This window comes from Massilia rubra (assembly GCF_011682065.1).
Classification (GTDB): Bacteria; Pseudomonadota; Gammaproteobacteria; order Burkholderiales; family Burkholderiaceae_D; genus Telluria_A; species Telluria_A rubra.
On sequence record NZ_VUYU01000015.1, the window covers coordinates 134319 to 155554 of the forward strand.

General features: G+C 62.0%; 18 protein-coding genes. 7 read left to right on the forward strand and 11 right to left on the reverse strand.

From position 1 onward, the window contains the following. Positions 1 to 60 precede the first annotated feature (60 nt). The 8 genes from F0185_RS21340 to edd form a co-directional block, all read right to left on the reverse strand. Positions 61 to 441: a hypothetical protein gene (locus tag F0185_RS21340; RefSeq protein WP_167227848.1), complete on the reverse strand. Its 381-nt coding sequence runs from the start codon at positions 439 to 441 to the stop codon at positions 61 to 63. After that, positions 438 to 2237 (reverse strand): hypothetical protein, encoded by a 1800-nt coding sequence (locus F0185_RS21345; protein WP_167227850.1) that lies wholly within the window; start codon positions 2235 to 2237, stop codon positions 438 to 440. The genes F0185_RS21340 and F0185_RS21345 overlap by 4 nt, the downstream gene beginning before the upstream one ends. Next, a complete protein-coding gene (locus F0185_RS21350) occupies positions 2203 to 3417 on the reverse strand; it encodes a DUF2169 family type VI secretion system accessory protein (RefSeq protein WP_167227852.1) in 1215 nt (404 codons plus the stop codon). Before F0185_RS21350 ends, F0185_RS21345 begins: the two co-directional genes overlap by 35 nt. After that, positions 3414 to 5714 (reverse strand): type VI secretion system Vgr family protein, encoded by a 2301-nt coding sequence (locus F0185_RS21355; RefSeq protein ID WP_229477125.1) that lies wholly within the window; start codon positions 5712 to 5714, stop codon positions 3414 to 3416. The genes F0185_RS21350 and F0185_RS21355 overlap by 4 nt, the downstream gene beginning before the upstream one ends. Positions 5715 to 5930: 216 nt before the next feature. Next, positions 5931 to 6431 (reverse strand): hypothetical protein, encoded by a 501-nt coding sequence (locus F0185_RS21360; protein ID WP_167227854.1) that lies wholly within the window; start codon positions 6429 to 6431, stop codon positions 5931 to 5933. A 248-nt stretch (positions 6432 to 6679) separates the two neighbouring features. Continuing rightward, positions 6680 to 7186, reverse strand: coding sequence for a Rhs element Vgr protein (locus tag F0185_RS21365; RefSeq protein WP_229477126.1), 507 nt, complete (start codon positions 7184 to 7186; stop codon positions 6680 to 6682). 48 nt (positions 7187 to 7234) lie between these two features. Next, the gene (gene eda, locus F0185_RS21370; protein WP_166895141.1) at positions 7235 to 7858 is read right to left on the reverse strand and encodes a bifunctional 4-hydroxy-2-oxoglutarate aldolase/2-dehydro-3-deoxy-phosphogluconate aldolase; all 624 of its coding nucleotides are present in this window, start codon (positions 7856 to 7858) and stop codon (positions 7235 to 7237) included. Beyond that, positions 7855 to 9771 carry a phosphogluconate dehydratase gene (edd, locus tag F0185_RS21375; protein ID WP_167227856.1) on the reverse strand — a complete coding sequence of 639 codons (1917 nt, stop codon included), beginning with the start codon at positions 9769 to 9771 and terminating at the stop codon, positions 7855 to 7857. Before edd ends, eda begins: the two co-directional genes overlap by 4 nt. 276 nt (positions 9772 to 10047) lie before the next feature. Between edd and pgi the strand changes: the two genes are divergently transcribed. Together pgi and F0185_RS21385 are read left to right on the forward strand one after the other, a co-directional pair. Further along, positions 10048 to 11691 carry a glucose-6-phosphate isomerase gene (gene pgi, locus F0185_RS21380; RefSeq protein WP_167227858.1) on the forward strand — a complete coding sequence of 548 codons (1644 nt, stop codon included), beginning with the start codon at positions 10048 to 10050 and terminating at the stop codon, positions 11689 to 11691. Beyond that, the gene (locus tag F0185_RS21385) at positions 11691 to 12599 is read left to right on the forward strand and encodes an SMP-30/gluconolactonase/LRE family protein (RefSeq protein ID WP_229477127.1); all 909 of its coding nucleotides are present in this window, start codon (positions 11691 to 11693) and stop codon (positions 12597 to 12599) included. Before pgi ends, F0185_RS21385 begins: the two co-directional genes overlap by 1 nt. Positions 12600 to 12690: 91 nt before the next feature. On the opposite strand, the gene F0185_RS21390 is transcribed toward F0185_RS21385, so the two are convergent. Beyond that, a complete protein-coding gene (locus tag F0185_RS21390) occupies positions 12691 to 13434 on the reverse strand; it encodes a hypothetical protein (protein WP_167227860.1) in 744 nt (247 codons plus the stop codon). Between the two features lie 192 nt (positions 13435 to 13626). Between F0185_RS21390 and F0185_RS21395 the strand changes: the two genes are divergently transcribed. Together F0185_RS21395 and F0185_RS21400 are read left to right on the forward strand one after the other, a co-directional pair. Then, the gene (locus tag F0185_RS21395; RefSeq protein WP_167227862.1) at positions 13627 to 15183 is read left to right on the forward strand and encodes an ATPase domain-containing protein; all 1557 of its coding nucleotides are present in this window, start codon (positions 13627 to 13629) and stop codon (positions 15181 to 15183) included. Further along, entirely contained in the window at positions 15180 to 16403 is a 1224-nt protein-coding gene (locus F0185_RS21400; protein WP_167227879.1) for a sensor histidine kinase, read from the forward strand. The genes F0185_RS21395 and F0185_RS21400 overlap by 4 nt, the downstream gene beginning before the upstream one ends. Before the next feature lie 30 nt (positions 16404 to 16433). Here the strand turns inward: F0185_RS21400 and F0185_RS21405 are convergent, their stop codons facing one another. After that, on the reverse strand, positions 16434 to 16694 hold the full coding sequence (locus tag F0185_RS21405; RefSeq protein ID WP_167227881.1) for a hypothetical protein: 261 nt from the start codon (positions 16692 to 16694) through the stop codon (positions 16434 to 16436). Positions 16695 to 17053: 359 nt separating this feature from the next. On the opposite strand from F0185_RS21405, the gene zwf reads away from it, so the two are divergent. Genes zwf through tal form a run of 3 tightly spaced genes read left to right on the forward strand, consistent with a single transcriptional unit; the run spans position 17054 to position 20380 of the window. After that, positions 17054 to 18520: a glucose-6-phosphate dehydrogenase gene (gene zwf / locus F0185_RS21410; RefSeq protein ID WP_167227883.1), complete on the forward strand. Its 1467-nt coding sequence runs from the start codon at positions 17054 to 17056 to the stop codon at positions 18518 to 18520. Between the two features lie 15 nt (positions 18521 to 18535). Continuing rightward, positions 18536 to 19390, forward strand: a complete 855-nt coding sequence (locus tag F0185_RS21415) for an SIS domain-containing protein (protein WP_099875690.1) — start codon at positions 18536 to 18538, stop codon at positions 19388 to 19390. Between the two features lie 57 nt (positions 19391 to 19447). Then, complete coding sequence (tal, locus tag F0185_RS21420) at positions 19448 to 20380, forward strand: transaldolase (RefSeq protein ID WP_166895157.1); 933 nt, start codon at positions 19448 to 19450, stop codon at positions 20378 to 20380. A gap of 165 nt (positions 20381 to 20545) precedes the next feature. On the opposite strand, the gene F0185_RS21425 is transcribed toward tal, so the two are convergent. Continuing rightward, complete coding sequence (locus F0185_RS21425) at positions 20546 to 21157, reverse strand: TetR family transcriptional regulator (RefSeq protein ID WP_167227885.1); 612 nt, start codon at positions 21155 to 21157, stop codon at positions 20546 to 20548. Positions 21158 to 21236: the final 79 nt, after the last annotated feature.

The window sequence follows — 21236 nt, forward strand, 5'->3', positions numbered from 1 at the left end:
TAGGTAGAGCGGCAGCCTTCGACCCCGCGCACATGTAAACAATACCAGTAGATTCTGTGTTCACTCCTCAAAATCTGCATACATGTGCGGAACACCATCGATGACGATTTTCTCTGACATAGTCAAAGCCATCCCGGACGCAGTCACTCTGAATTCAGAAAAAATTTCCTGAAAATCCAAGGGCAGGAGTCCTTCGCGCATGGGATAACTAAGCGGCAAGTCCACGTAGGGCACAGGCAGCTGAATCGAACCATCAAGAACTGCTTTACACATCGGAACCACCCATTTCAATATGCCATACTCATCATTATTCGGGTCAATATTGGTCTGTATATAGCTCAGGAGATTCTTTGCAATACGTCTAAGTTTCACCACATCCACTTCGGCATAGAAACCAGTATTCCCCACCAATCTGACAAGCCTTTTTTTCGTCACATTCATGGCAATTTTCCAATTAGAACAGGGGACGTAAACGCGCTCCGATCGGTGATCAGCGTCTGAACCCCACCTCCCGGTTGAAGATATCCGTTTTGCGAAGTTCTGGCAATCGTCGATTCAAACACCGTAATTTTCCTGTTTGCTACGACTTCGTGAACGTCAAAGCGTACAGTTTGTTGGCTTTCCAAAGGGATTCCAAGACGATCGGAAATTTGATCGTAGCTCATGCCTTTCAAGGATGACATTTCGTCCTTCGTCGCAAAAAAGGCTGAATATTTTCCAGGAATATCGCCTTCTGGGACTAATTTATAGAGAGATTGGCCAGGTGCTAAGTCAACTGCTTTTGGCAGAGTTGATCCACTCGCCATCAAATTGCTCGCTTTATCTGCTGCCTCCGCTGGCGTGAAACCTTGAGATGTATACGACTCCACGAGTCTTCGTCCTTCGGGGCTATTGGCAGGACTATCAACAATCCCATGAGTCTTATATGCATTTGGCCCCGTATATCCGTTTGCTGGCGGCCGTGCTCGCTTTGGGACACGTGCGACGTAGACGCCCCCACGTGACAAGGCGGCGCTAGTGCCAGGCGTTGCGGTAGCGCTCACCGCCGGTGTGCCGACAGCCGCAGTGGCGCGGACGGCAGGCGCGCCTACAGCAGCAGTCGAGCTGATAGCGGGCGAACCGACAGCAGCGGTAGCTGTCTTTTTGGCAGCACTACTAGCGCTCCCAGCTACACTGCTTCCGGTTGCGACGGTAGCACCACCAGTCGTGCTGGAGAGAGAGGCAGCGCTCGCAGCAGCGGCTGCATCCTTGGCCTTCGCCAGATCCGACAGTTTTTTTGCTTGCGCGGCACGTAGCGCTTTAATCGGCGTAATCACGAGAGTGAATAGTTCAATCCCGCCTCGCGTCCCCGCTTCAACGTACTGTCCCTTCATCCATGGATCGGTCACAGGCTTGACCAGTGCCTTGGCCATGCCCACCACATCCTTCGTGATGCTGGGGGCTTCGATATTTCCCAGGCTGATTTCCTCGGCAAGTATCTGGCGGTCCAGACTAGCAAGCACACTTCCCGTCGGTGTCATCTCGCGAGCCAACTTGGGCACGCCTTTAACCGCTTCATACGCAAGTTCGCCTATGCCCATGACGAAGTCCTTCGTAGCGCCAAGTGCCCCCCGTTCCAGCTGCGCATACCAATCGCTGACGGTTCCTGGAGTTCCTTGCCGGTCGCTAATCCAACCGTTCAACACCGCATTTGCACGATCGAAATCGAAGATGCCGTCAAACGCATCCAGGTTCAGACGCCCTTCCCTCAATGCGTCCCGCAGCGCTTTCAATTGAAGAAGTTTTTTGCTGACACGCGCCCCAGCACCTGGCGGCGCGCCGGCTGGTTTCGCCACCGCAGCCGCAACGGTTTTGGTCATCGTCACGATCCGCCCTCGCGCACCGCCCATGCCGGTGCTGTCGCAATTGATACGGCAGGCGCTGTCATGGCGCGCCACAGGTATTGCGTTGACCTTGACGTTGGAGTGGCCCTCCAGTATCTGGAGATAGCCAGTATTCAGCGATGTCCCGGAAACAATATGCGCACCCGCATTCGCTTGCGTATTCTTGAAAAGATCGCCGACGCGGTACACCGGCGTCCCCCGCGCCTTCACATCCGGCGATGCCGCATACTGGTGATCGAGCCGCGCGAAGCTGTTAAACGCGACGATGCACTTGCCCACCTTGCACAGGTCGGACTCCGTTGCGACAGCCAGCCAACCCTCAGCGTGCGCGATATGTCGGGTCTGCCCCATCATCCACCCCGCTCAATGGTTGCACTTCCGGCTGAGCTGGCGCGGCTGCGTTCCCGGAGGAAGTAGCCGCGATCGCAATGTCCACCACAGGATCGTCGTCGTAGAAATGCGTGCGCCAGACCATTGACACCTGGCGTCGGTCCAGATCGAAACGCAGGGTGTCGAGCAGCGGGATGCTGATCACATTGCCTCCGCTGGCAAGCCGGGCAACAACAATGAGCATCCATCCGGGCAAAACCATGTCCGTTTTATCAGGAAGCAGGCCTGTCATCGTCACGGTTTCGTCACCGCGCAAATGCGGGGTAATGACCATGTCGGCGGGAGCATTTTGGAAATAGCGCGAATCGAAATTTTCTGGCAGCAGTGGATACCGCTTGGCGCGCCAGAGCGCGTCAAAGTCGCCCTGGTAATCCACGCGCGGCGTACACCAGCGTACGATCGCGCTCAATCCCTGCGGCGGCAAGCGCGAGAAAGGATGGGTGACGGGATCGAGCGGCGCCTCGATCTGGGGAGCGGCGAGCATCTTTTGTTCAGCCACCCAGCGCGCGACGAATGTGCGCCCAGCCCGGCCCAGATGCTTGTAATCGCCCGGCGCAGGTAACCAGCCAATGCCCGCCGGATTGGCGCTGTGCCTGATCGTGTCCGCCTCGCCGTCGCTGGTGAATGCAGCCGCAACGTCAACGCAGCCACCGTACGCCAACCGGTAGTCCAGGCATACGGATTCGACAGGTGAAGCCGTCCCCAGGCGCCAGCCAAACGCCTGCTTGCGGAACTGGCGCGGACCATGCAAACGTACCAGCTTCTTGAGCGTGCCAACGCGTATCCCGGCGACCCACTGGGCGCATGCCAGTCCGCCCGGGGCCAGTGCGTGGCCGCTGACAAGAATGTCGGTGCCGGGTTTATACGGCACCAGATCGCCATCTTCCTGTATCACGGAGCGCAGCGGATCGCTCGATACCGGCCCGGCATACGTATCGCCAGCAACGACAGGATGTTGTTCTTGCGCGAGCGTAATGGTCTCGCCATGCGCCGCAAAATCGAACGTGGCGCGTACCACAAGCACATCGAGGCACTCACCTTCCGGGCCTGTCTGTTGAAACCAGAAATGCGGCATACCCGTGTGGTTGACGATGGTGGCGTTGCTCGCGGCGCGCCCGTGGTCCGCAGGAAGCGGGGCGGTCATTTGGCCTTCTCCCCGTCGCTTCCCGGAGCACTTTCCGCACTTCCGGAATTGAGAAGCACATCGGCAGGCCCGTCGACATGAACCTTCGCGCTCGCCTTGATATGGATGTCTTTGCTTTCCAGGTAAATCGCGTCCGGCGTCATCACGAACTTCGATCCGCCGCACACCAGTTCGATCGTCTCGCCGGCCGATACCGACACAACCTTGCCGACCTTGGTCGTCTGGCTGCGTCCCACCACCGTCGCCATGATCATGCCCACGTTCAAGTTGTAGGCCATGCCCACCGTGTCGATCCGGCCCATGCCGACGTTCTGCATGGATGCCATGCCGATCGTCTCGGTCTTCATGCGGGCGACATTGATCGACCAGTTTTTACCGATCCTGTCTTTCTCGTTTTTAGCAACCGTTTTACTGCGGTTCACGCCAACGCTGATCGTTTCGTTCTTGCCCACGGTCTCGGTGCGGTTGGCGCCGATGGAGATCGTTTCATTGACGCCGACATCTTCGCTGCGGTTGCCGCCGATACTGATACGTTCATCATGGTCGACCCGTTCGGTACGATCGTGATGCACCGTGATCGTTTCATCCCGGTCCACCGTTTCGGTCCGGTCGCGCTTGATATGGCTGGTTTCGTCACGGTCCACCGTCTTGCGCCGGTCGTTGCCGACCCATTTGTCTTCGTCGTGCTCGACTTCGGTCAGTTGATCCTTCTCCGCATGCAGCCACAACTGCTCCTGCCCCTTCTTGTCTTCGAAGCGCAGTGCGTTCGCGTTGTCGTACTGACCGCCGGGCGTCGAACGCGACAGGATCCCGCTCTGGGTTTTGTTGGCCGGAAGCGCCCACGGCGGCAGGGTATTCGCATTCGGCACCATGCCGGTGATGATCGGCCGGTCCGGATTGCCATCCATGAACTGCACCAGCACCTCCGTCCCGATGCGCGGAATTGATACCATGCCGAAATTTTCACCCGCCCACGGCGTCGCCACCCTGATCCATGCCGAACTCTTTTCGTCGTTGGCCCCAGCGCGGTCCCAATGAAACTGCACTCGTACACGGCCATACATGTCCGTATGAATTTCTTCACCGGTGGGACCGACGACAGTGGCTGTCTGGATGCCGTGGATCTTTGTCTCGCTGCTGTGATGACTGCGCGGTGCACGCCATGGCACAATTTTTCGCACACAGACCAGCGTATTGCCGTAGTGGGAGGGCGCCGTCGAACTCACATGGTAGTTATTGCTCGCACTGTGAATCACCTCGACGATGAGGAACTCCCTGGCCTGCTCGTCATGCTCCGTCGCCCCTCGGTCGAAGTGACCGGTAAGCCGGAACCAGCGCCCCGGCATGACATAGCGACTGTTACCCGCGCCTTTGAAGTGCTTGCCGCTCGCTTCCAGCCCCTCCATGCGGGTCTGGGCCAGCGAACGCGCATCGCCGCCATCCTTGAACCCGAAAGCGCCCGTGTATTCATAGGACTCCACATGCAATACCTGGCCTTGCTGATGAACAGTCGGCAGGGAGGTGAGAGCCGGCTGTGGCGCCTTGAAGTCGTAGGAAACCAGGGCAATGCTGCCCTCCGTGATCTGGCGCCCCGGCGACCATTCGGCAATGCCATCTTCCTCGACTGCGCCGCCATGGCGCTGGAACGGTATCTCCGGATCGCTTCCGTCGATTGCAGGGGCGGCGCTCGAATCGTCCGACAACACCAGTTTGTGACCAGTGGCGCTGTGTTCAAACCAATAGAAAATGCCGGCGGCAGCCCAGCGCCGTTCCAGAAAATTGCTGTCGGTCTCGTCGAACTGGCAGCAATCGGTCATTACGCCGCTTGCCCCTTGTACCCGCCAATCCCAATCGGCCAGATTGGCGTAATCCCCGAAGATGCTCCTGGCCTGCTCGTACAGGGAGGTGTAGTGAAACAGGTAGTTGTCCTTGCGCAGGCTCAAATACTTGAACCAGGGCGCCAGCCGGGCTTCGTAAAACGACAAGCCACCATCGACGCGTTTCAAAGAAAAACTAAATACGTGGCCGGAAAAATGACGCAGGCTGCCATCCTTGCGCACCAGCTCGATGCACATGAGCTTTCCCTGAACTTCTTTCAGTGGAATGCCTGGATCGCCCGACAACAGTTCGACGACAAATTCGAACGGCTTCGATAATCCTTCCGAGGCGTGCAACTGGTTGACGAGCAACTGAGCAAAGGGACCGTCATCGTGCGGAAATGACAAGCGCAAGAGGCGATCATGCTGGCGCTCGCCGACCAGGTCCTGCAAACATTCAGAAGAGGAAATAGTCGCCATGTTCAGCCCACTTTTGTCGGTTTAAGATGTTTCCGATTGGAATCTTTAACTGACAGTAGAGGAACGAAAGCGACGCCGGGTTGCGCGAACGCAGAAACATCACGACGCGTGACAACAATGCAGAAAAGATGTTGCGGAGAAAGCTAAATTTCCTTCAGCTACGTCAAAATCGCTACACCGACAAGACGTTTGCTGCTCAATGCATGCATTAAATGCCTAGCCACTGCAGCCGGCACGCCCCTTGCCTTCGAACGCCGCGCCGCTGAGCGTGTGAAGTTGCACCGTCCCACCCGCCTTTGCGCTCAGGCAAAACCTGGCACGATAAGCCCGTGGCGCGCTGGACAGCATCGGCGGCGTGATCTCGATCAGCGTCTCATAGACCTTGCCCGGCTGAAGTGGCAACGCTGTCGTTTTCGGCAAGACGGGTAAGCGCCCCGCATACGGAATACACAGGCGAAACGTAACCAGAAATGGCCGTTGCGGGGGAATCGACATGGCCCACATCAGCGCCTTCCCCGCTGGCGTCACCTCACTCACGCTGATCGAACGAAATTCCGGCGCCCCGAAACGGCGCTCATCTTTCTGAAAGACCGTAAAGCACGGCGTGCCGCCGCTGCCCATCCGCACATCGAGCTCGCCAACAGGCGGCGCCGCACCAGCGTTCACGCACCACGTGGCGGCAACGACAGCACACAAGATGAGCAGATTGGGCCGCATGAAAGATTCCCCCATGAAAGATTCTGTAAGTAAATACCAAGAATAGAGAGGTGGCTCAGCGCAGTGTTGACTGCGCACATGCGCAAACGTTATGTCGGACTTGACGCAGAATCAGGAAACTTGTCCGACCCGACGCGCAGCGCGTCACGATGGATGCATTGAAGACAATAAAGCTGGTTCGGGAGACGAACGCGATTGCAGCGCAAAGCAGGAGATCGGAACTGCCTGTCGCCAGGCAAAGGCGCACGCTAGCGGCGCGCGCCCGGCAGATGATTGCGGCCCGCCGGATCGTGCCGGAAGCCGGCGAGAACCGTCTCGAACAGCCCCAGGCTGCGCGCGTAGCGCTGCTGCTCCATCGCCGTGGAGGAGCGCAGGAACTTGAGCACATAATAGTCGGCCAGCAGGTCGCCCTGCGCTTCCATGTTGAAGTCGGCCAGCGTCTTGTGCGCTGCCAGCTCGTACACATAGCTCAAGCCGATGCGCACCCCGCCGCGCCACCACACCGGGTAACCCAGCTGGTGTTGCCACACATGCACCATCTCGTGCATGAACCAGTGGCGCGCGTGTTCGCTGCCGGCCGAAAAATCGGGCAGGCAGCGGGAGTGATGAAAGTAGATGGTGCCGTTGGGCGTCATGGCGCAGTTTTTCGGCTGCAGCCCAAACGGCAGGTAACGCCGCGCGTGCACCTCGACCCGCGCGTAATCGATGGACTCGCCGAACAGCCTGGAGGCCATCTTGATTTCACCAGGCGTCATGGGACGCCCAGGTTGGCCGCGCCAGAAAGGTCGCACTGCCATCAAGCCTTAGCGCAGTGCAGACGCCGCCCTGGCCAGCTCGGTGATGCGGGCCCAGTCGCCGGCCAGGATCGCGTCCTTCGGCGTGAGCCACGAACCGCCCACACAGGCCACGTTCTTACACGCCAAAAACTGCGGCGCGGTCTCGATCGAAATGCCGCCGGTCGGGCAGAACGTCACATCCGGCAGCGGTCCGCCGATCGCATTGAGCATGCCCACGCCGCCCGCCGGCACCGCCGGGAACAGCTTGAGTTGACGAAAGCCCGCTTCGCGCGCGGCCATCACTTCGGACGGCGTCATCACGCCCGGCAGCAGCGGCAAGCCGCTTTTGCGCGCCGCCTCGATCAAGGAGGCGGTCAGGCCCGGCGAAACGCCGAACACCGCGCCCGCGTCGCGCGCCGCCGCAAATTCATCTGCCTGCGTCAGCGTGCCGACGCCGACAATGGCGCCTTCCACCTGCGCCATCGCGCGGATCGCGCCCAGGCCGTGCGCGGTGCGCAAGGTCACTTCGAGCACGCGGATGCCGCCCGCAACGAGCGCCTTTGCCAGCGGCACCGCATGGTCTGGATCGTCGATGGCGATCACGGGAATCACGCTCGCCGAGCGCATGATGTCGAGTAGGGTCATGGTCATTTTGGGTTCTTGATCAAAAAGTCTTCGTCGGAGCCGGGCACGGTATCGCCAATGTCGGCGGTGTCGTGCAGCGACACGGTGGTGGGAATCGGCGACGGCAGCGGGAAGGTGGTGGCGCCCTTCTCCGCTTCGCTGATCGCATTGCGGAACATCGTAAACAGTTCACGGCCCATGCCGATATGGCTGGACGACAGGTCGGCCGTGGCCTGCGAGCGCGCGGCCCACACGGCGGCCGGCACCAGCGCCTCCAGGGTGCCGGTGGTGGCGTCGAGACGGATGATGTCGCCGTCGCGCACCAGTCCGAGCGGGCCGCCCGCCAGGATCTCGGGCGAGACGTGGATCGCGGCCGGCACCTTGCCCGACGCGCCGGACATGCGCCCGTCGGTCACCAGCGCCACGTGGCGGCCGGCATCCTGCAGATTGGCCAGCGCCGGCGTGAGCGCGTGCAGTTCCGGCATGCCGTTGGCGCGCGGACCCTGGAAGCGCAGCACCGCCACGAAATCGCGATCGAGCTTGCCCGCCGTGTAGGCGTGCATGAAGTCTTCCTGCGAATTGAAAGTCAGCGCCGGCGCTTCGACAATGCGGTGTTCTTCCTTGACCGCCGAGATTTTCATCACTGCGCGGCCCAGGTTACCGGCCACCAGGATCATGCCGCCGTCGCGCGCGAACGGCGCCGCCGCCGGACGCAGCACGCTGTCGTCGCCGCTCAAGGCCGGCAGCTCCTTCCAGATCGCTTTTTCGCCATCGAGGAATGGCTCGGCGCAGTGCGCGCGCAAGCCCTTGCCGAGGATGGTGGTCACGTCGTCGTGCAGCAGGCCCGCGTCGAGCAGTTCGCGGATTACGAAACCGGGGCCGCCGGCGGCCTGGAAGTGGTTCACGTCGGCGTCGCCGTTCGGGTAGATCCGGGTGAGCATCGGTATGATCGCCGACAGCTCGTTGAAGTCGTTCCAGTCGATCACGATGCCGGCCGCCTTGGCGATCGCCACCAGGTGCAAGGTGTGGTTGGTCGAGCCGCCGGTAGCGAGCAGGCCGATCACCGCGTTGACGATGCACTTTTCATCGACGATCTGGCCGACCGGCGTGTAGCTGCCGCCCTGCTGCGAAATGGCGACCGCGCGCTGCGCCGCGGCGCGCGTGAGGCCGTCGCGCAGCGCCGTGCCCGGGGTGATGAAAGCGGCGCCCGGCATGTGCAGGCCCATGATCTCCATCAGCATCTGGTTGCTGTTGGCGGTGCCGTAGAAGGTGCAGGTGCCGGCCCCGTGATACGACTGAGACTCGCATTCGAGCAGCTCGTCGCGCGTGGCCTTGCCCTGCGCGTACAGCTGGCGGATGCGCGCCTTTTCCTTGTTCGACATCCCGGTCGTCATCGGCCCGGCCGGCACGAACACCGCCGGCAGGTGGCCGAAGTGCAGCGCGCCGATCAACAGGCCCGGCACGATCTTGTCGCACACGCCCAGGTACACCGCCGAATCGAACATATTGTGCGACAGCGCGATGGCGGTGGCCATGGCAATCGCGTCGCGCGAAAACAGCGACAATTCCATGCCCGGCTGGCCCTGCGTGACGCCATCGCACATGGCGGGCACGCCGCCGGCGAACTGCGCCACGGCGCCCACCTCGCGCACCGCATCCTTGATAATGGCCGGGAAGTGCTCGAACGGCTGATGCGCCGACAGCATGTCGTTGTAGGCCGAGACGATCGCCACCGATGGCTTCTTCACCTGCTTGAGCATCAGCTTGTCGTTGGCCGGGAAGGCGGCAAAGCCGTGCGCCAGGTTGGTACACGACAGGGCGCCGCGTTGCGGGCCGTCGACGCGCGCCGCGTCGAGGTGCGCCAGGTACGCGCCGCGCGATGGGCGGCTGCGTTCGATGATGCGTTTGGTGACCGATTCAACTACGGGATGCAACGCCATGGTCGTTCCTTATGAATTTATTTCGTGAAATTTTACTACAAAATTCGCCAGTACCGTACATCCCGGTCGCCAGGCTTGCTCACTTTAGTCATCCGTTGCCAAGCAACAGTCGATGAAGATGACTGGCAACATCTATAAAGGCTGGCGCTCGACTACTTGAGGCCGCCAGTTTTTTGTAGTGAATTTACGTGAATTTCTGTATCATTCGATAATCTTCTGCGATGCGCTGGCCGCGCGGCCGGCACCCGATTTTAACCAACCGAACAGCGAGTACCAATGCGCCAGCCTGCCCTTACCTCCACCGCCAGCTTCCAGGCCCTCGAAACGCACGCGATCGAGGCCGAAGACTGGCAATTGCGCGGCCTGTTTGCCGCCGACCCGCAACGCTTCCCGAAACTGACCGTCGATGCGGCGGGTTTGTTCCTAGACTATTCAAAAAACCGGCTTGACGGGCGCACGCTTGAACTGCTGGTCGAGCTGGCGCAGGAGCGCGGCGTCGAAAACCAGCGCGACGCCATGTTCGCCGGCGAGCGCATCAACCTCACCGAACGGCGCGCCGTGCTGCACACCGCCCTGCGCGCGCCGCGCGGCACGCCACTGGTGGTCGATGGCCAGGACGTCAACGCCGACGTCCACGAAGTGCTCGACCGGGTGCGCATCTTCACCGACGCCGTGCGCGCCGGCACCTGGCTTGGCCACGGCGGCAAACCGATCACCGACATCGTCAACATCGGCATCGGCGGCTCCGACCTGGGACCGAAGATGATCTGCCTGGCGCTGCGTCAATACGCGCACCCGCGCCTGGCCATGCACTTCGTCTCCAACGTCGACGGCCACGACATGGATGCTGCGCTCGGCAAGGTCAATCCCGACACCACGCTGTTCATCATCGCCTCGAAAACCTTCACCACCACCGAAACCATGATGAACGCGCAGACCGCGCGCGCCTGGTTCCTGCAACACGCGCCGCAAGACGCGCTGGCGCGTCATTTCGTCGCCGTCTCCACCAACACCGAAGCGATCAAGGCCTTCGGCATCGACCCGGCCAATATGTTCCCGTTCTGGGACTGGGTCGGCGGACGCTATTCGGTGTGGTCGGCGATCGGGCTGCCGGTCGCGCTGTGCGTCGGTTTCGGCCACTTCAGCGACCTGCTGGCCGGCGCGCACGCGATGGACCAGCACTTCCGGGAAGCGCCGCTCGAAGCGAACATGCCGGTGCTGCTTGCGCTGGTGGGCTTCTGGAACCGCCAGTTCCTCGCTTGCGGCTCGGTCTCGATCGCGCCCTACCACCAGGACCTGAACCGCTTCCCGGCCTACCTGCAGCAGCTCGACATGGAAAGCAACGGCAAGCGCGTGACCAAGGGCGGCCAGCCGGTCGACACCCCGACCTGCCCGGTGATCTGGGGCGATTGCGGCACCAACGGCCAGCACGCCTACTTCCAGCTGCTGCACCAGGGTACCGACATCACGCCGATCGACTTCATCGCCGCGCTGCGCCCCGGCCACGAACTGGAAAACCACCACGCCGCGCTGCTGGCAAACTGCTTCGCCCAGTCGGAAGCCTTCATGCGCGGCAAAACCATCGACGAAGTGCGGATCGATTTGCAGGCGCAAGGCTTGTCGCTGGCCGAAATCGAAGCGCTGGCGCCGCACAAGACCTTCCCCGGCAACCGTCCGAGCAATACGATCCTGATGGAGTACCTCAAGCCCTACACGCTCGGCGCCCTGGTCGCGCTGTACGAGCACAAGACCTTCGTGCAGGGCGTGATCTGGGATGTGAACAGTTTCGATCAGTGGGGCGTTGAACTGGGCAAGGTGCTGGCCAAGAAGATCGAGGCCGAACTGACCGGCGAGCCGCAGCCCGATCTGCACGACAGCTCCACCAATGGCCTGATCGCCATGGCCAAGGCGGCGGTGTAATGGGTACCGACGCCATCGCAGCGGCCATCACGCTCGCCTACGACACCCCGATGCTGGTGGGCGAATGCCCGCTCTGGCACGCCGCCGAACAGACCTTGTACTGGGTCGACATCGGCGGCTTTACGGTGCACGCGCTGCACCCGGCCAGCGGCGCGCACCGCCACTGGAGCATGGCGACCGAACCGGCGGCGCTGGCCATCCACGCCGGCGGCGGCCTGGTGGTGGCCACGCGCGCCGGCTTCGTGCACCTCGACACCGCCAGCGGCGCGATAACCGACATCGCCGCCGCGCCGTACGACACCGCCACCACGCGCTTTAACGATGGCCGGGTGGACGCGGCCGGGCGCTTCTGGGTCGGCACCATTTACGAGCCGCGCGACCAGCAGGCGGCGCAGATGTTCTGCCTGGAGAAAGGCGTTATCAGCCTCAAATGGTCGGGCGGGATGATGAATTCGAACGGACTCGGTTTTACGCCGGACGGGCAAGCGATGTATCACGCCGACACCGCCGCGCACCGGATCGACCGCTATCGCTTCGACGTCGCAAGCGCAGAAGCGAAGGCGCGCGAGACGTTCCAGCTGTTTTCGGCCGATAAAAAGGCGGACGACTACGGCGGGCGGCCCGATGGCGCCGCCGTCGACAGCGAAGGCGCGTACTGGTGCGCGATGTTCGAAGGCGCGCGCCTGCTGCGCTTTGCGGCATCGGGCGAACTGCTGCGCGAAGTGAAGCTGCCGGTCAAGTGCCCGACCATGATCGCGTTCGGCGGCGACGACTTGCGCACCTTGTATGTAACCAGCGCCAGCCACGGGCGACCGGAGGCGGAGCGCGCGAGCTATCCCTTGAATGGCTGCGTACTGTCGCTGAGGGTGGATGTGGCGGGGCGGGAGGAAAACAAGTACCAGCCGTAGCCCCATCGTATTTCGCCAGCCTTCAAACCGTCGGTCCTGCCAGTTGAAGTGGCAGGAACGACGGTGTTGACGCCAGCGATATGCGCAACAGCTACAACTTCGGCGTCATCGTATACAAATTCTTGAACTCATTCTCCGTCCCCGGCCCCTTCTCTTTGCCCTGCATCTCGCGCTTGAGCACCACCAGCCGGTTATTCACCACCCCGAAGGTGAACTCTTCCTTCGTGGTCTTCTCATACGACATGAACACCATCAGCTTGGCCTTGATCGTGTGCGTCGTCACCGCCCCCAGCGGCACCCCGTCCGGCCCGAGCCAGAAACGCGCTTCAATCGTATTGTCCTTGATGCTGACGTTCTGGTTCACCTCTTCCTGCGGCGTCATCATCAGCTCCACCAGCCTGGCCGGCTTGCCCTGATACGTATCGGCGCGCTCCGCCTTGAACTGGCTGATCGCCAGCATCTGCAGCAAGCGCGGCGCGTAATTCATCGCCATCGCCAGGCGCGGCGCGGAACTCGACGACACCAGTTGCGACAAAGCCTGCTTGCGCTTGGCTCCCTTCGCCACGCTCGACTCGTCCGCCGCGCGCTTGAGCAGCCCGCGGTCCCAGCGGATCACCAACCCGGCCGGATCGTCCTCCACCTGCGCCGCCGCCATCGCCGTTTCCGGCCCCTTGAGCGGCTTGGCGTCGAACTCCGTGTGCGTCTCGCGCACCTCGTATGCCGCCCGCAGCGTGCCCTGGCCCTGCAACAGCCCCAGCGCCGCTTTCATGTCGTCCAGGCCGTTCGCGCACGCCGGACCGGCGGCCAGCAGCGCCGCTATTACCAAGTATTTCATATCCATCCTATCGAGTTAATCGCTACCAGGGCGATCGAGGGTTGTGGGATTGCCATCGATTCCGCTGAGTAATATACCTGCTAACAACGGTGCACGGCAAAATGGCAGTTGTACTGAAACGATTGGATGCCCGGTGATAAACTAGCGTGCAATTAAGAATGCATAAAACACATTGAAGGAAGTCATTTGAACATGCTGGTCAAAACAGGCATCACCGGACTGGACGAAGTTCTGCTGGGGGGCATCCCACGTGGCAACAACCTGATCGTGGAAGGCGCGCCCGGCACCGGCAAGACCACGCTCGGCCTGGGATTCATCTACGCCGGCGCGGCCCTGTACGACGAACCCGGCGCCATCGTCTCGTTCGAACTCGATACGGCCAAGCTGCTGCGCGACGCGGCGGGCTTCAACTGGGACCTGCAAGGCTTGATTGACGCCGGCAAGATCAAGGTGATCCAGACCAGTCCGGCCGTGCTGCTCGGCGAGTTCCGCAATGCCGACGGCGCCTTTGCCGACGCCCTCAAGTCGATCGGCGCCAAGCGCCTGCTGATCGACGGCCTGACCCCGATGCGCCTGTACGCCGAAGTGCACGACAAGCCGTTCCGCGAAGACGTGCACCTGCTCATCGAAGGCCTGGCGCGCATGGGCGTGACCACCATGGTCACGGCCGAACGCGACGAGAGCCTCGGTTCGGTGCCGTCGCACGAGCGCTTCGTGTTCGACACCATCATCTCGCTGGCGCGCGAAGAGCACCGCCGCCGCGTGCACCGGCGCCTGACGGTACTCAAGTCGCGCGGCCAGGATTTCATCGCCGGCAGCCACACCATGCGCATCGAAGGCGGGCGCGGGGTCCACGTCTACCGCCGCGCGCAGTCGCGCCCGATCAGCCTGAACGACCAGCAAACCTCCGACCAGCGCATCTCGACCGGCTCGAAGGCCATCGACGAGATGATGGACGGCGGCCTGTATGCCGGTTCGGTCACCATGGTCAGCGGCATCTCGGGCACCGGCAAGACGGTGTTCAGCGTGCAGTTCCTCACCGCGGCCATCAGCACCGGCCACAAGACGCTACTGGTGAGCCTGGACGAACACCCGCGCCAGTTGATCCGCAACGCCGCCACCCTCGGGTTCGACCTGGCCGGCCTGATGGACAAGGGAGAACTGTTCATCCACTACGAGTCCCCGCTCGAACTCGAACTCGATATCCACTTCGACCGCATCATCAAGCTGGTCGAGGAAAAGGGCATCGACTGCGTGGTCTTCGACTCGTGCGCGGTGTACGAGATGACCAGCCCGACCGAGGTGGCCGACTACCTGTACGCGCTGGCCACCTTCTTCAAGAACCGGCTGGCGACCATCCTCTTCAATTACGAGAGCCCCGAGCTGCTCGGCATTTCGCAGATCAGCGAAGAGCTCAAGGGCTCGCACCTGGTCGACAACATCATCCTGCTCAATTATGTCGAAATCTCCACCGTGCTGCGGCGCGCGATCGCCGTGCCCAAGGTGCGCGGCAGCCGCAATCGCCAGATCACGCGCGAATACGTGATTGCCGAAGGCGGCTTGCAGCTGCTCGACGAAGAAGGCGCTTACGCCGATCCGGCCGGCGTGGTGCCGCAGTTGCCGTTTTCCTCGTATTACGGCCTGCTTTCGCGCTCGCCGTCGCGCCAGAGTCCTCTCATCGAAGACGCCGTGGCGCGCGGCGCGCCCCTGCCCGACTCGGTCGAACTGCCGACCGATAATCCGACATGATCAACCTGGCCGTCGCCAGCGATGCCGGCATCGACTGGGATGAATGGATCACGCCGCTGACCCAGTTTTCGCAGGCCAGCGGCCTGACGGTGTCGCTGTACGACGTGCGCGGTTGGCGCCAGGTGGGGCCGCTGGTGGCCTCCTCCACCGCGCGCGTGCTCGCCACATCGGCCTTGTGGCGCGACGACGGCCCCGGCACGGCCCTGGAGAAGCGCATCGCCGCGCGCGTGTTCGCCGGCCAGAGCGCCGAAGAAAGCAGTTTTCATGGCATGCGCGTGTGCAGCCTGGCGCTGACCCAGTTCGGCCAGGTGTACGGGGTGCTGGTGTACGGCTGGCGCTTCAACGATTTCAGTTCGCCGATGGCGTGCGAGAGCATCGGCGCGCAAGTGGGCGTGTCGGGCCATGCGCTGTGGAGCGAGGTGCGGCTCGAGTCGCCGGTGTCCGAAGCGCGCCTGGCTACCTATGGCGCGCTGCTGCAAACGCTGGCCGGCTCGATCGACCGCCAGCGCGAAACCATCGAAGAACTCAATCGCGTCAACCGCGCGCGCGACCTGTTTCTGGCGACCGTGTCGCACGAGATGCGCACGCCGCTGTCGGCGCTGTCGATGCGCATCGAGGTGCTGCTCAAAACCGTGAGCGACCTGCCGCCGAAGGTGGAAAGCGGCTTGATGGCGATGCGCGTGCACATCGGCCAGGAAGCGGCCATGATCGACGACCTGATCGACGCCGCGCGCACCCTGACCGGGCAAATGTCGATCACGCGCACCGCCGTGACGCTGGGACAGGTGCTGCGCGACGCCTTGTCGACGGTGGAAGGCAGCGCCAGCGAAAAGGAGATCATGCTGGCGGTCACGCCGGTCGATTACGGCGACCGGGTGCGCTTGGAAGCGGACGGGCGGCGCTTGCAGCAGGTGCTGTGGAACCTGCTGTTCAACGCGATCAAGTTCACGCCGCGCGGCGGCACCATCCGCGTGGCGATCAGCGAGGGCGCCGAGCAGGTGGAAATCGCCGTGGCCGATTCGGGCCAGGGCATCGCGGCGCACGATCTGCCGCACGTGTTCGGAGCCTTCAACCTGCAGCGCCACGCCAATGCGGCCGGACTGGGACTCGGTTTGTACATCGCGCGCCACCTGGTGGAGCTGCACGGCGGCTCGCTGTCGGTGGCCAGCGCGGGCAGGGACAAGGGGACCACGTTTACGATCCGCTTGCCGGTAAAGTGAGTGGGCAATACCCGCAAGCGGCCAATGTCCTTACTTCTGCTGCGCACAGAACGCCGGCACCTGGCCGAGTTCACCCAGCCAGGCGCACATGGTACCCCTGGCAAACGGAAAGGCGGGATGCGGGTCTTGCGGATCGACGTTCGGTGTCGGCATGCTGCTTTCCAGCGGCGGCGACCCCGGCGCAAGATCGGGATGCGCATGGGCAAAGGTGCCGCAGCGATTCAACTCGTAGATCCAGGCATGCAGCATGTGGAATTGCGGCGTCCACTTGACATCGGGGGCGACCGGCAAGCCTTTCGCAACGGCACTCGCCGGCAGGCACTGTTTCGGGCTCAGCCCCTGCCGGAACAAAGGCTGTGCTCCGGGCACGAAGCAGGCAGGCCGTACGGCCGCCCGTAACGCGTCCGTTCCAGCCAAGGTTATCAGCGCGGCGAGCGCCGACCTTGCGGCATCCTGATGTTTTCGGGCAGGCGGATCGAATCGGCTTGATCTGGAAATACGTAGTAAAATTTCTTGCGAACCACATATATATGTAGTAAATTTACACAAACAGCTTCGCTACCCTTTCTGCTTGTGCTCCCTTGCGTGCGCCAGCCGGCGGCAACTAGCGGCATCATCATCCGGCCCCCTACTTTCTGCGATCACATACTATGGCTCTTACCGATTTTGACCTCGTTCTTTTTGGCGGCAGCGGCGATCTGTCGATGCGCAAGCTGCTTCCGGCGATGTACGCGCGCGATGTCGCCAACGACCTGCCGCAGACCGCGCGCATCATCTGCGTCGGCCGCAACGACATCTCGCAAGAAGAATTCCTGCAAACGGTCGACAGCACCTCCAAGCCGCACGTGAAAAAGCTGGTCGAGGAAGGCTGGGCCAAGTTCGTCAAGCGCATCGTCTACGTGTCGCTCAACGCCACCGATGCGGCCACCTACCCCGCCCTGGTCGAAGCCCTGCGCAACGACGACAAGATCACCCGCGTCTACTACCTGGCCACGCCGCCGCACCTGTTTGCGCAAATCTGCGACAACCTGGCCGCCGCCGGTCTTGCCACCGCCAACTCGCGCGTGGTGCTCGAAAAGCCGCTCGGGCGCGACCTGGAATCGGCCAAGCAGATCAACTTTGAAGTCGGCAAGGTCTTCGCCGAATCGCAGATCTACCGGATCGACCACTACCTCGGCAAAGAGACGGTCCAGAACCTGCTGGCCCTGCGCTTCGGGAACATCCTGTTCGAGCCGCTGTGGCGCCGCGAATGGATCTCGGACGTGCAGATCACCATCGCCGAAAAAATCGGCGTGGGCAACCGCATGGGTTATTACGATACCTCCGGCGCCCTGCGCGACATGCTGCAAAACCACCTGCTGCAACTGCTTTGCATCGTCGCCATGGAACCACCCACCTCGATCGCTCCCGACGCCGTGCGCGACGCCAAGCTGCAAGTGCTGCGCTCACTCAAGCGCTTCACCCCGACCACGCTGGCGCAGAACATCGTGCGCGGCCAGTACCGCGCCGGCCATGTCGATGGCAAGGCCGTGCCGAGCTACCGCGACGAACCGGATGCGCCGCAGCAGTCGCGCACCGAGACGTTCGTGGCCATGAAAGCCGAAATCGATACCTGGCGCTGGGCCGGCGTGCCGTTCTACCTGCGCACCGGCAAGCGCATGGCCGGCGGCCTGGCCGAAATCGTGGTGCGCTTCAAGCAGATTCCGCACTCGATCTTCAACCAGCCGACCAGCAGCTTCCAGCCAAACAGCCTGGTGATCCGCCTGCAACCGGACGAAGGCCTGTCGCTGAACCTGATGGCCAAGACGCCGGGCGACAGCATGCGCCTGAAACAAGCCGAACTCGAACTCGATTTCCGCGAGCAGTTCAAGACCCCGCGCATGGACGCCTACGAGCGCCTGCTGCTGGACGTGCTGCGCGGCCAACTGACCCTGTTCATGCGCGGCGACGAGCTGGAAGCGGCGTGGGAATGGGTCGAACCGATCCTCGATCACTGGGACCAGGAAGACAGCGTGCCGATTCCGTACAGCGCCGGCACCTGGGGTCCTGCCGCAGCCAGCGCGTTGATAGGACGCGATGGCTTGCAATGGCGTGAAGAAGCTTTACCTGAAGATTAAGAGAAGACTAACCCCGTGCTTTTAGACTCCATCCGCACCCAGCTCGACTCGCTCTCCAAATCGGAGAAAAAAGTCGCGCTGGCCGTGCTCGAACAGCCGTCGGCCACGGTCAGCCAGAACATCACGGCGCTGGCCAAGAGCGCCCAGGTGTCCGAGCCGACCGTGGTGCGCTTTTGCCGCACCTTGGGTTACGACGGCTGGCACGAATTCAAGCTCAAACTGGCGCAGGGCCTGGCCCTGGCCCTGCCCGGCGCCAACGAGCAGCCGACCCAGGACGACCTGGCGGCGGACTTGGTCAACAAGATCTGCAGCCGCTCGATCAACACCCTGCTCGACCTGCGCAATAACCTCAATCCCGAAGCGATCCAGCGCGCGCTCGATATTTTGTCGCGCGCGAAAAAGATCGAGTTCTACGGCCAGGGCACGTCCGGCATCGTCGCCACCGACGCCCAGCACAAATTCTTCCGCTCGGGCGTACCGACGGTGGCCTATGCCGACCCGGCCATCCACAGCATCGCCGCCTCGCTGCTGCACGCCGGTGACGCTGTGGTGGCCATTTCCCAGCGCGGCAATAACTCGGCGCTGGTGCGCTCGGCCAAGCTGGCGCGCCGTGGCGGGGCCGATGTGATCGTGCTGGCGCCCTCGGGCACTCCGCTGGCCGACATGGCCACGGTGCTGATCCCGATCGACCTGGTGTTCAATATCGACCCGTACACGCCGATTTCGGCGCGCCTGGCCTACCTGGTGGTGATCGACGTGCTGGCGGTGGGGCTGGCCCTGCAGCGCGGGCCGGAGTTCAGGAAGAAGATGCAGAACGCGCAGAAAGCGTTGCAGGAATTCGACATGCAATTCGATTCCTTTATCGGATAGACAAGCCGGTACATGGTTGTACAATAAGGCTCTGATCTCTCACCAGTTAGCGCAACCATGAACCAACTCGAACAACTCAAGCAATTTACCAAGGTCGTTGCCGACACCGGCGATTTTCAGTCGATCAAACAGTACACGCCGCGCGACGCCACCACCAATCCGTCGCTGATCTTAAAAGCGGTGCAAAAGCCCGAATACAAACCCCTGCTCGAAAAAGCCGTGCGCGACTTCCCCGACCTGTCCACCGGCGACGTGATCGACCGCGTGCTGGTCGACTTCGGCATGGAAATCCTCAAGATCATTCCGGGGCGCGTCTCCACCGAGATCGATGCGCGCCTGTCGTTCGATACCGAAGCGACCGTCGCCAAGGGCCGCGAGCTGATCGCCCTGTACGAAGAAGCCGGCGCCGGCCGCGAGCGCGTCCTGATCAAGATCGCCTCGACCTGGGAAGGCATCCGCGCCGCCGAAATCTTGCAGAAAGAAGGCATCCGCTGCAATATGACCCTGCTGTTTTCGCTGGCCCAGGCCATCGCCTGCGCCGAAGCGGGCGCGCAGCTCATTTCGCCGTTCGTCGGCCGCATCTACGACTGGTTCAAGAAAGCCAACGACCTTGAGTATACCGGCGCGGAAGATCCGGGCGTGCAGTCGGTCAAGCGCATCTATAACTACTACCGCAAGTTCGGCTACACCACCGAAGTGATGGGCGCGAGCTTTCGCAACACGTCGCAGATCCTGGAGCTGGCCGGCTGCGATTTGCTGACCATCAGCCCGGAACTGCTGCAAAAACTGGCCGACAGCAATGAGCCGGTCGAGCGCAAGCTCGTTGCCAATGCGTCGGCGGTGGCGATCGAGAAGGTGGCGATCGACGAAAAGACCTTCCGCTTCATGATGAACGAAGATGCGATGGCGACCGAGAAGCTGGCCGAAGGTATTCGCGCGTTCTGTGCGGATTCGGGGAAACTCAAGCAGATTATTACGGGTATGCGCTAGATCCTGAAGCGCTGACATCCCACCGCTACGTCGTTCCCGCGCAGGCGGGAACCTAAGTTTAACGATTCGCCTGTGGCCACGGAGTGAACTTGGGTTCCCGCCTGCGCGGGAACGACGGACTTACGGATAGCGGCTTGTCCATTACAGCGCGGAACGACGACCTAATCAAGCGCGGAGAGAATCAAGATGCGTATCGACGATTTCCGCACCGAGCTGCTCCAGATTAAAATCCGGCATGATCAGCCAGCCGCGCACCAGTCCCTCGATCAGGATGAACAAGCCCAGCGCCGCCGCTTGCGGCTTGACCGTGTCTTTTAACCGGCCATGCGCAATCCCTTCCTTCACGATCCGTTCGGCACTGGCCAGGAAATGCTCGCGATGCTGCATCCGGCGCTCGCGAATCGCCGACAGTTCGCCCACGTACTCCAGCTTGAGCGTGGCAATCTCGAACACCCGGCGCGCCTTCGGATCGTTGATCGTCAAGTCGAACACGCACAGCGCATAGCTGCGCAAATGCCCCAGCGGGTCCTCGCCCGCCGCCCCGGCCAGGGTCTGCATCGCCGACTCGAGCGGCATGGTGGCGCGCTCCATCATGGCGTTGAACAGCGCGCCCTTGTCTTCGAAATGCCAATAAATCGCACCGCGCGTCACCCCGGCCGCACTCGCAATATGCTGCAAGCTCGTTCCCGACACACCCCGTTCGATGAACAACTGCTCGGCCGCATCCATGATGCTGTCGCGCGTTGCCAGCGCATCTTCCTTTGTCCTGCGGACCATGCAACTACTCCCTTTCAGGGGCTGTCAAACATTAAACATACAGTCATGTTAGTATATTCCAAAATCAAGAAGCCCGCGA

Coding starts and splice junctions, on each gene's coding strand:
- F0185_RS21390 (WP_167227860.1), bottom strand. CDS start 13,434: ATGAAATACTTGGTAATAGCGGCGCTGCTGGCCGCCGGTCCGGCGTGC.
- F0185_RS21395 (WP_167227862.1), top strand. CDS start 13,627: ATGCTGGTCAAAACAGGCATCACCGGACTGGACGAAGTTCTGCTGGGG.
- tal (WP_166895157.1), top strand. CDS start 19,448: ATGAACCAACTCGAACAACTCAAGCAATTTACCAAGGTCGTTGCCGAC.
- zwf (WP_167227883.1), top strand. CDS start 17,054: ATGGCTCTTACCGATTTTGACCTCGTTCTTTTTGGCGGCAGCGGCGAT.
- F0185_RS21360 (WP_167227854.1), bottom strand. CDS start 6,431: ATGCGGCCCAATCTGCTCATCTTGTGTGCTGTCGTTGCCGCCACGTGG.
- F0185_RS21340 (WP_167227848.1), bottom strand. CDS start 441: ATGAATGTGACGAAAAAAAGGCTTGTCAGATTGGTGGGGAATACTGGT.
- pgi (WP_167227858.1), top strand. CDS start 10,048: ATGCGCCAGCCTGCCCTTACCTCCACCGCCAGCTTCCAGGCCCTCGAA.
- F0185_RS21350 (WP_167227852.1), bottom strand. CDS start 3,417: ATGACCGCCCCGCTTCCTGCGGACCACGGGCGCGCCGCGAGCAACGCC.
- F0185_RS21425 (WP_167227885.1), bottom strand. CDS start 21,157: ATGGTCCGCAGGACAAAGGAAGATGCGCTGGCAACGCGCGACAGCATC.
- F0185_RS21355 (WP_229477125.1), bottom strand. CDS start 5,714: ATGGCGACTATTTCCTCTTCTGAATGTTTGCAGGACCTGGTCGGCGAG.
- F0185_RS21345 (WP_167227850.1), bottom strand. CDS start 2,237: ATGATGGGGCAGACCCGACATATCGCGCACGCTGAGGGTTGGCTGGCT.
- eda (WP_166895141.1), bottom strand. CDS start 7,858: ATGACCATGACCCTACTCGACATCATGCGCTCGGCGAGCGTGATTCCC.
- F0185_RS21400 (WP_167227879.1), top strand. CDS start 15,180: ATGATCAACCTGGCCGTCGCCAGCGATGCCGGCATCGACTGGGATGAA.
- edd (WP_167227856.1), bottom strand. CDS start 9,771: ATGGCGTTGCATCCCGTAGTTGAATCGGTCACCAAACGCATCATCGAA.
- F0185_RS21385 (WP_229477127.1), top strand. CDS start 11,691: ATGGGTACCGACGCCATCGCAGCGGCCATCACGCTCGCCTACGACACC.
- F0185_RS21365 (WP_229477126.1), bottom strand. CDS start 7,186: ATGACGCCTGGTGAAATCAAGATGGCCTCCAGGCTGTTCGGCGAGTCC.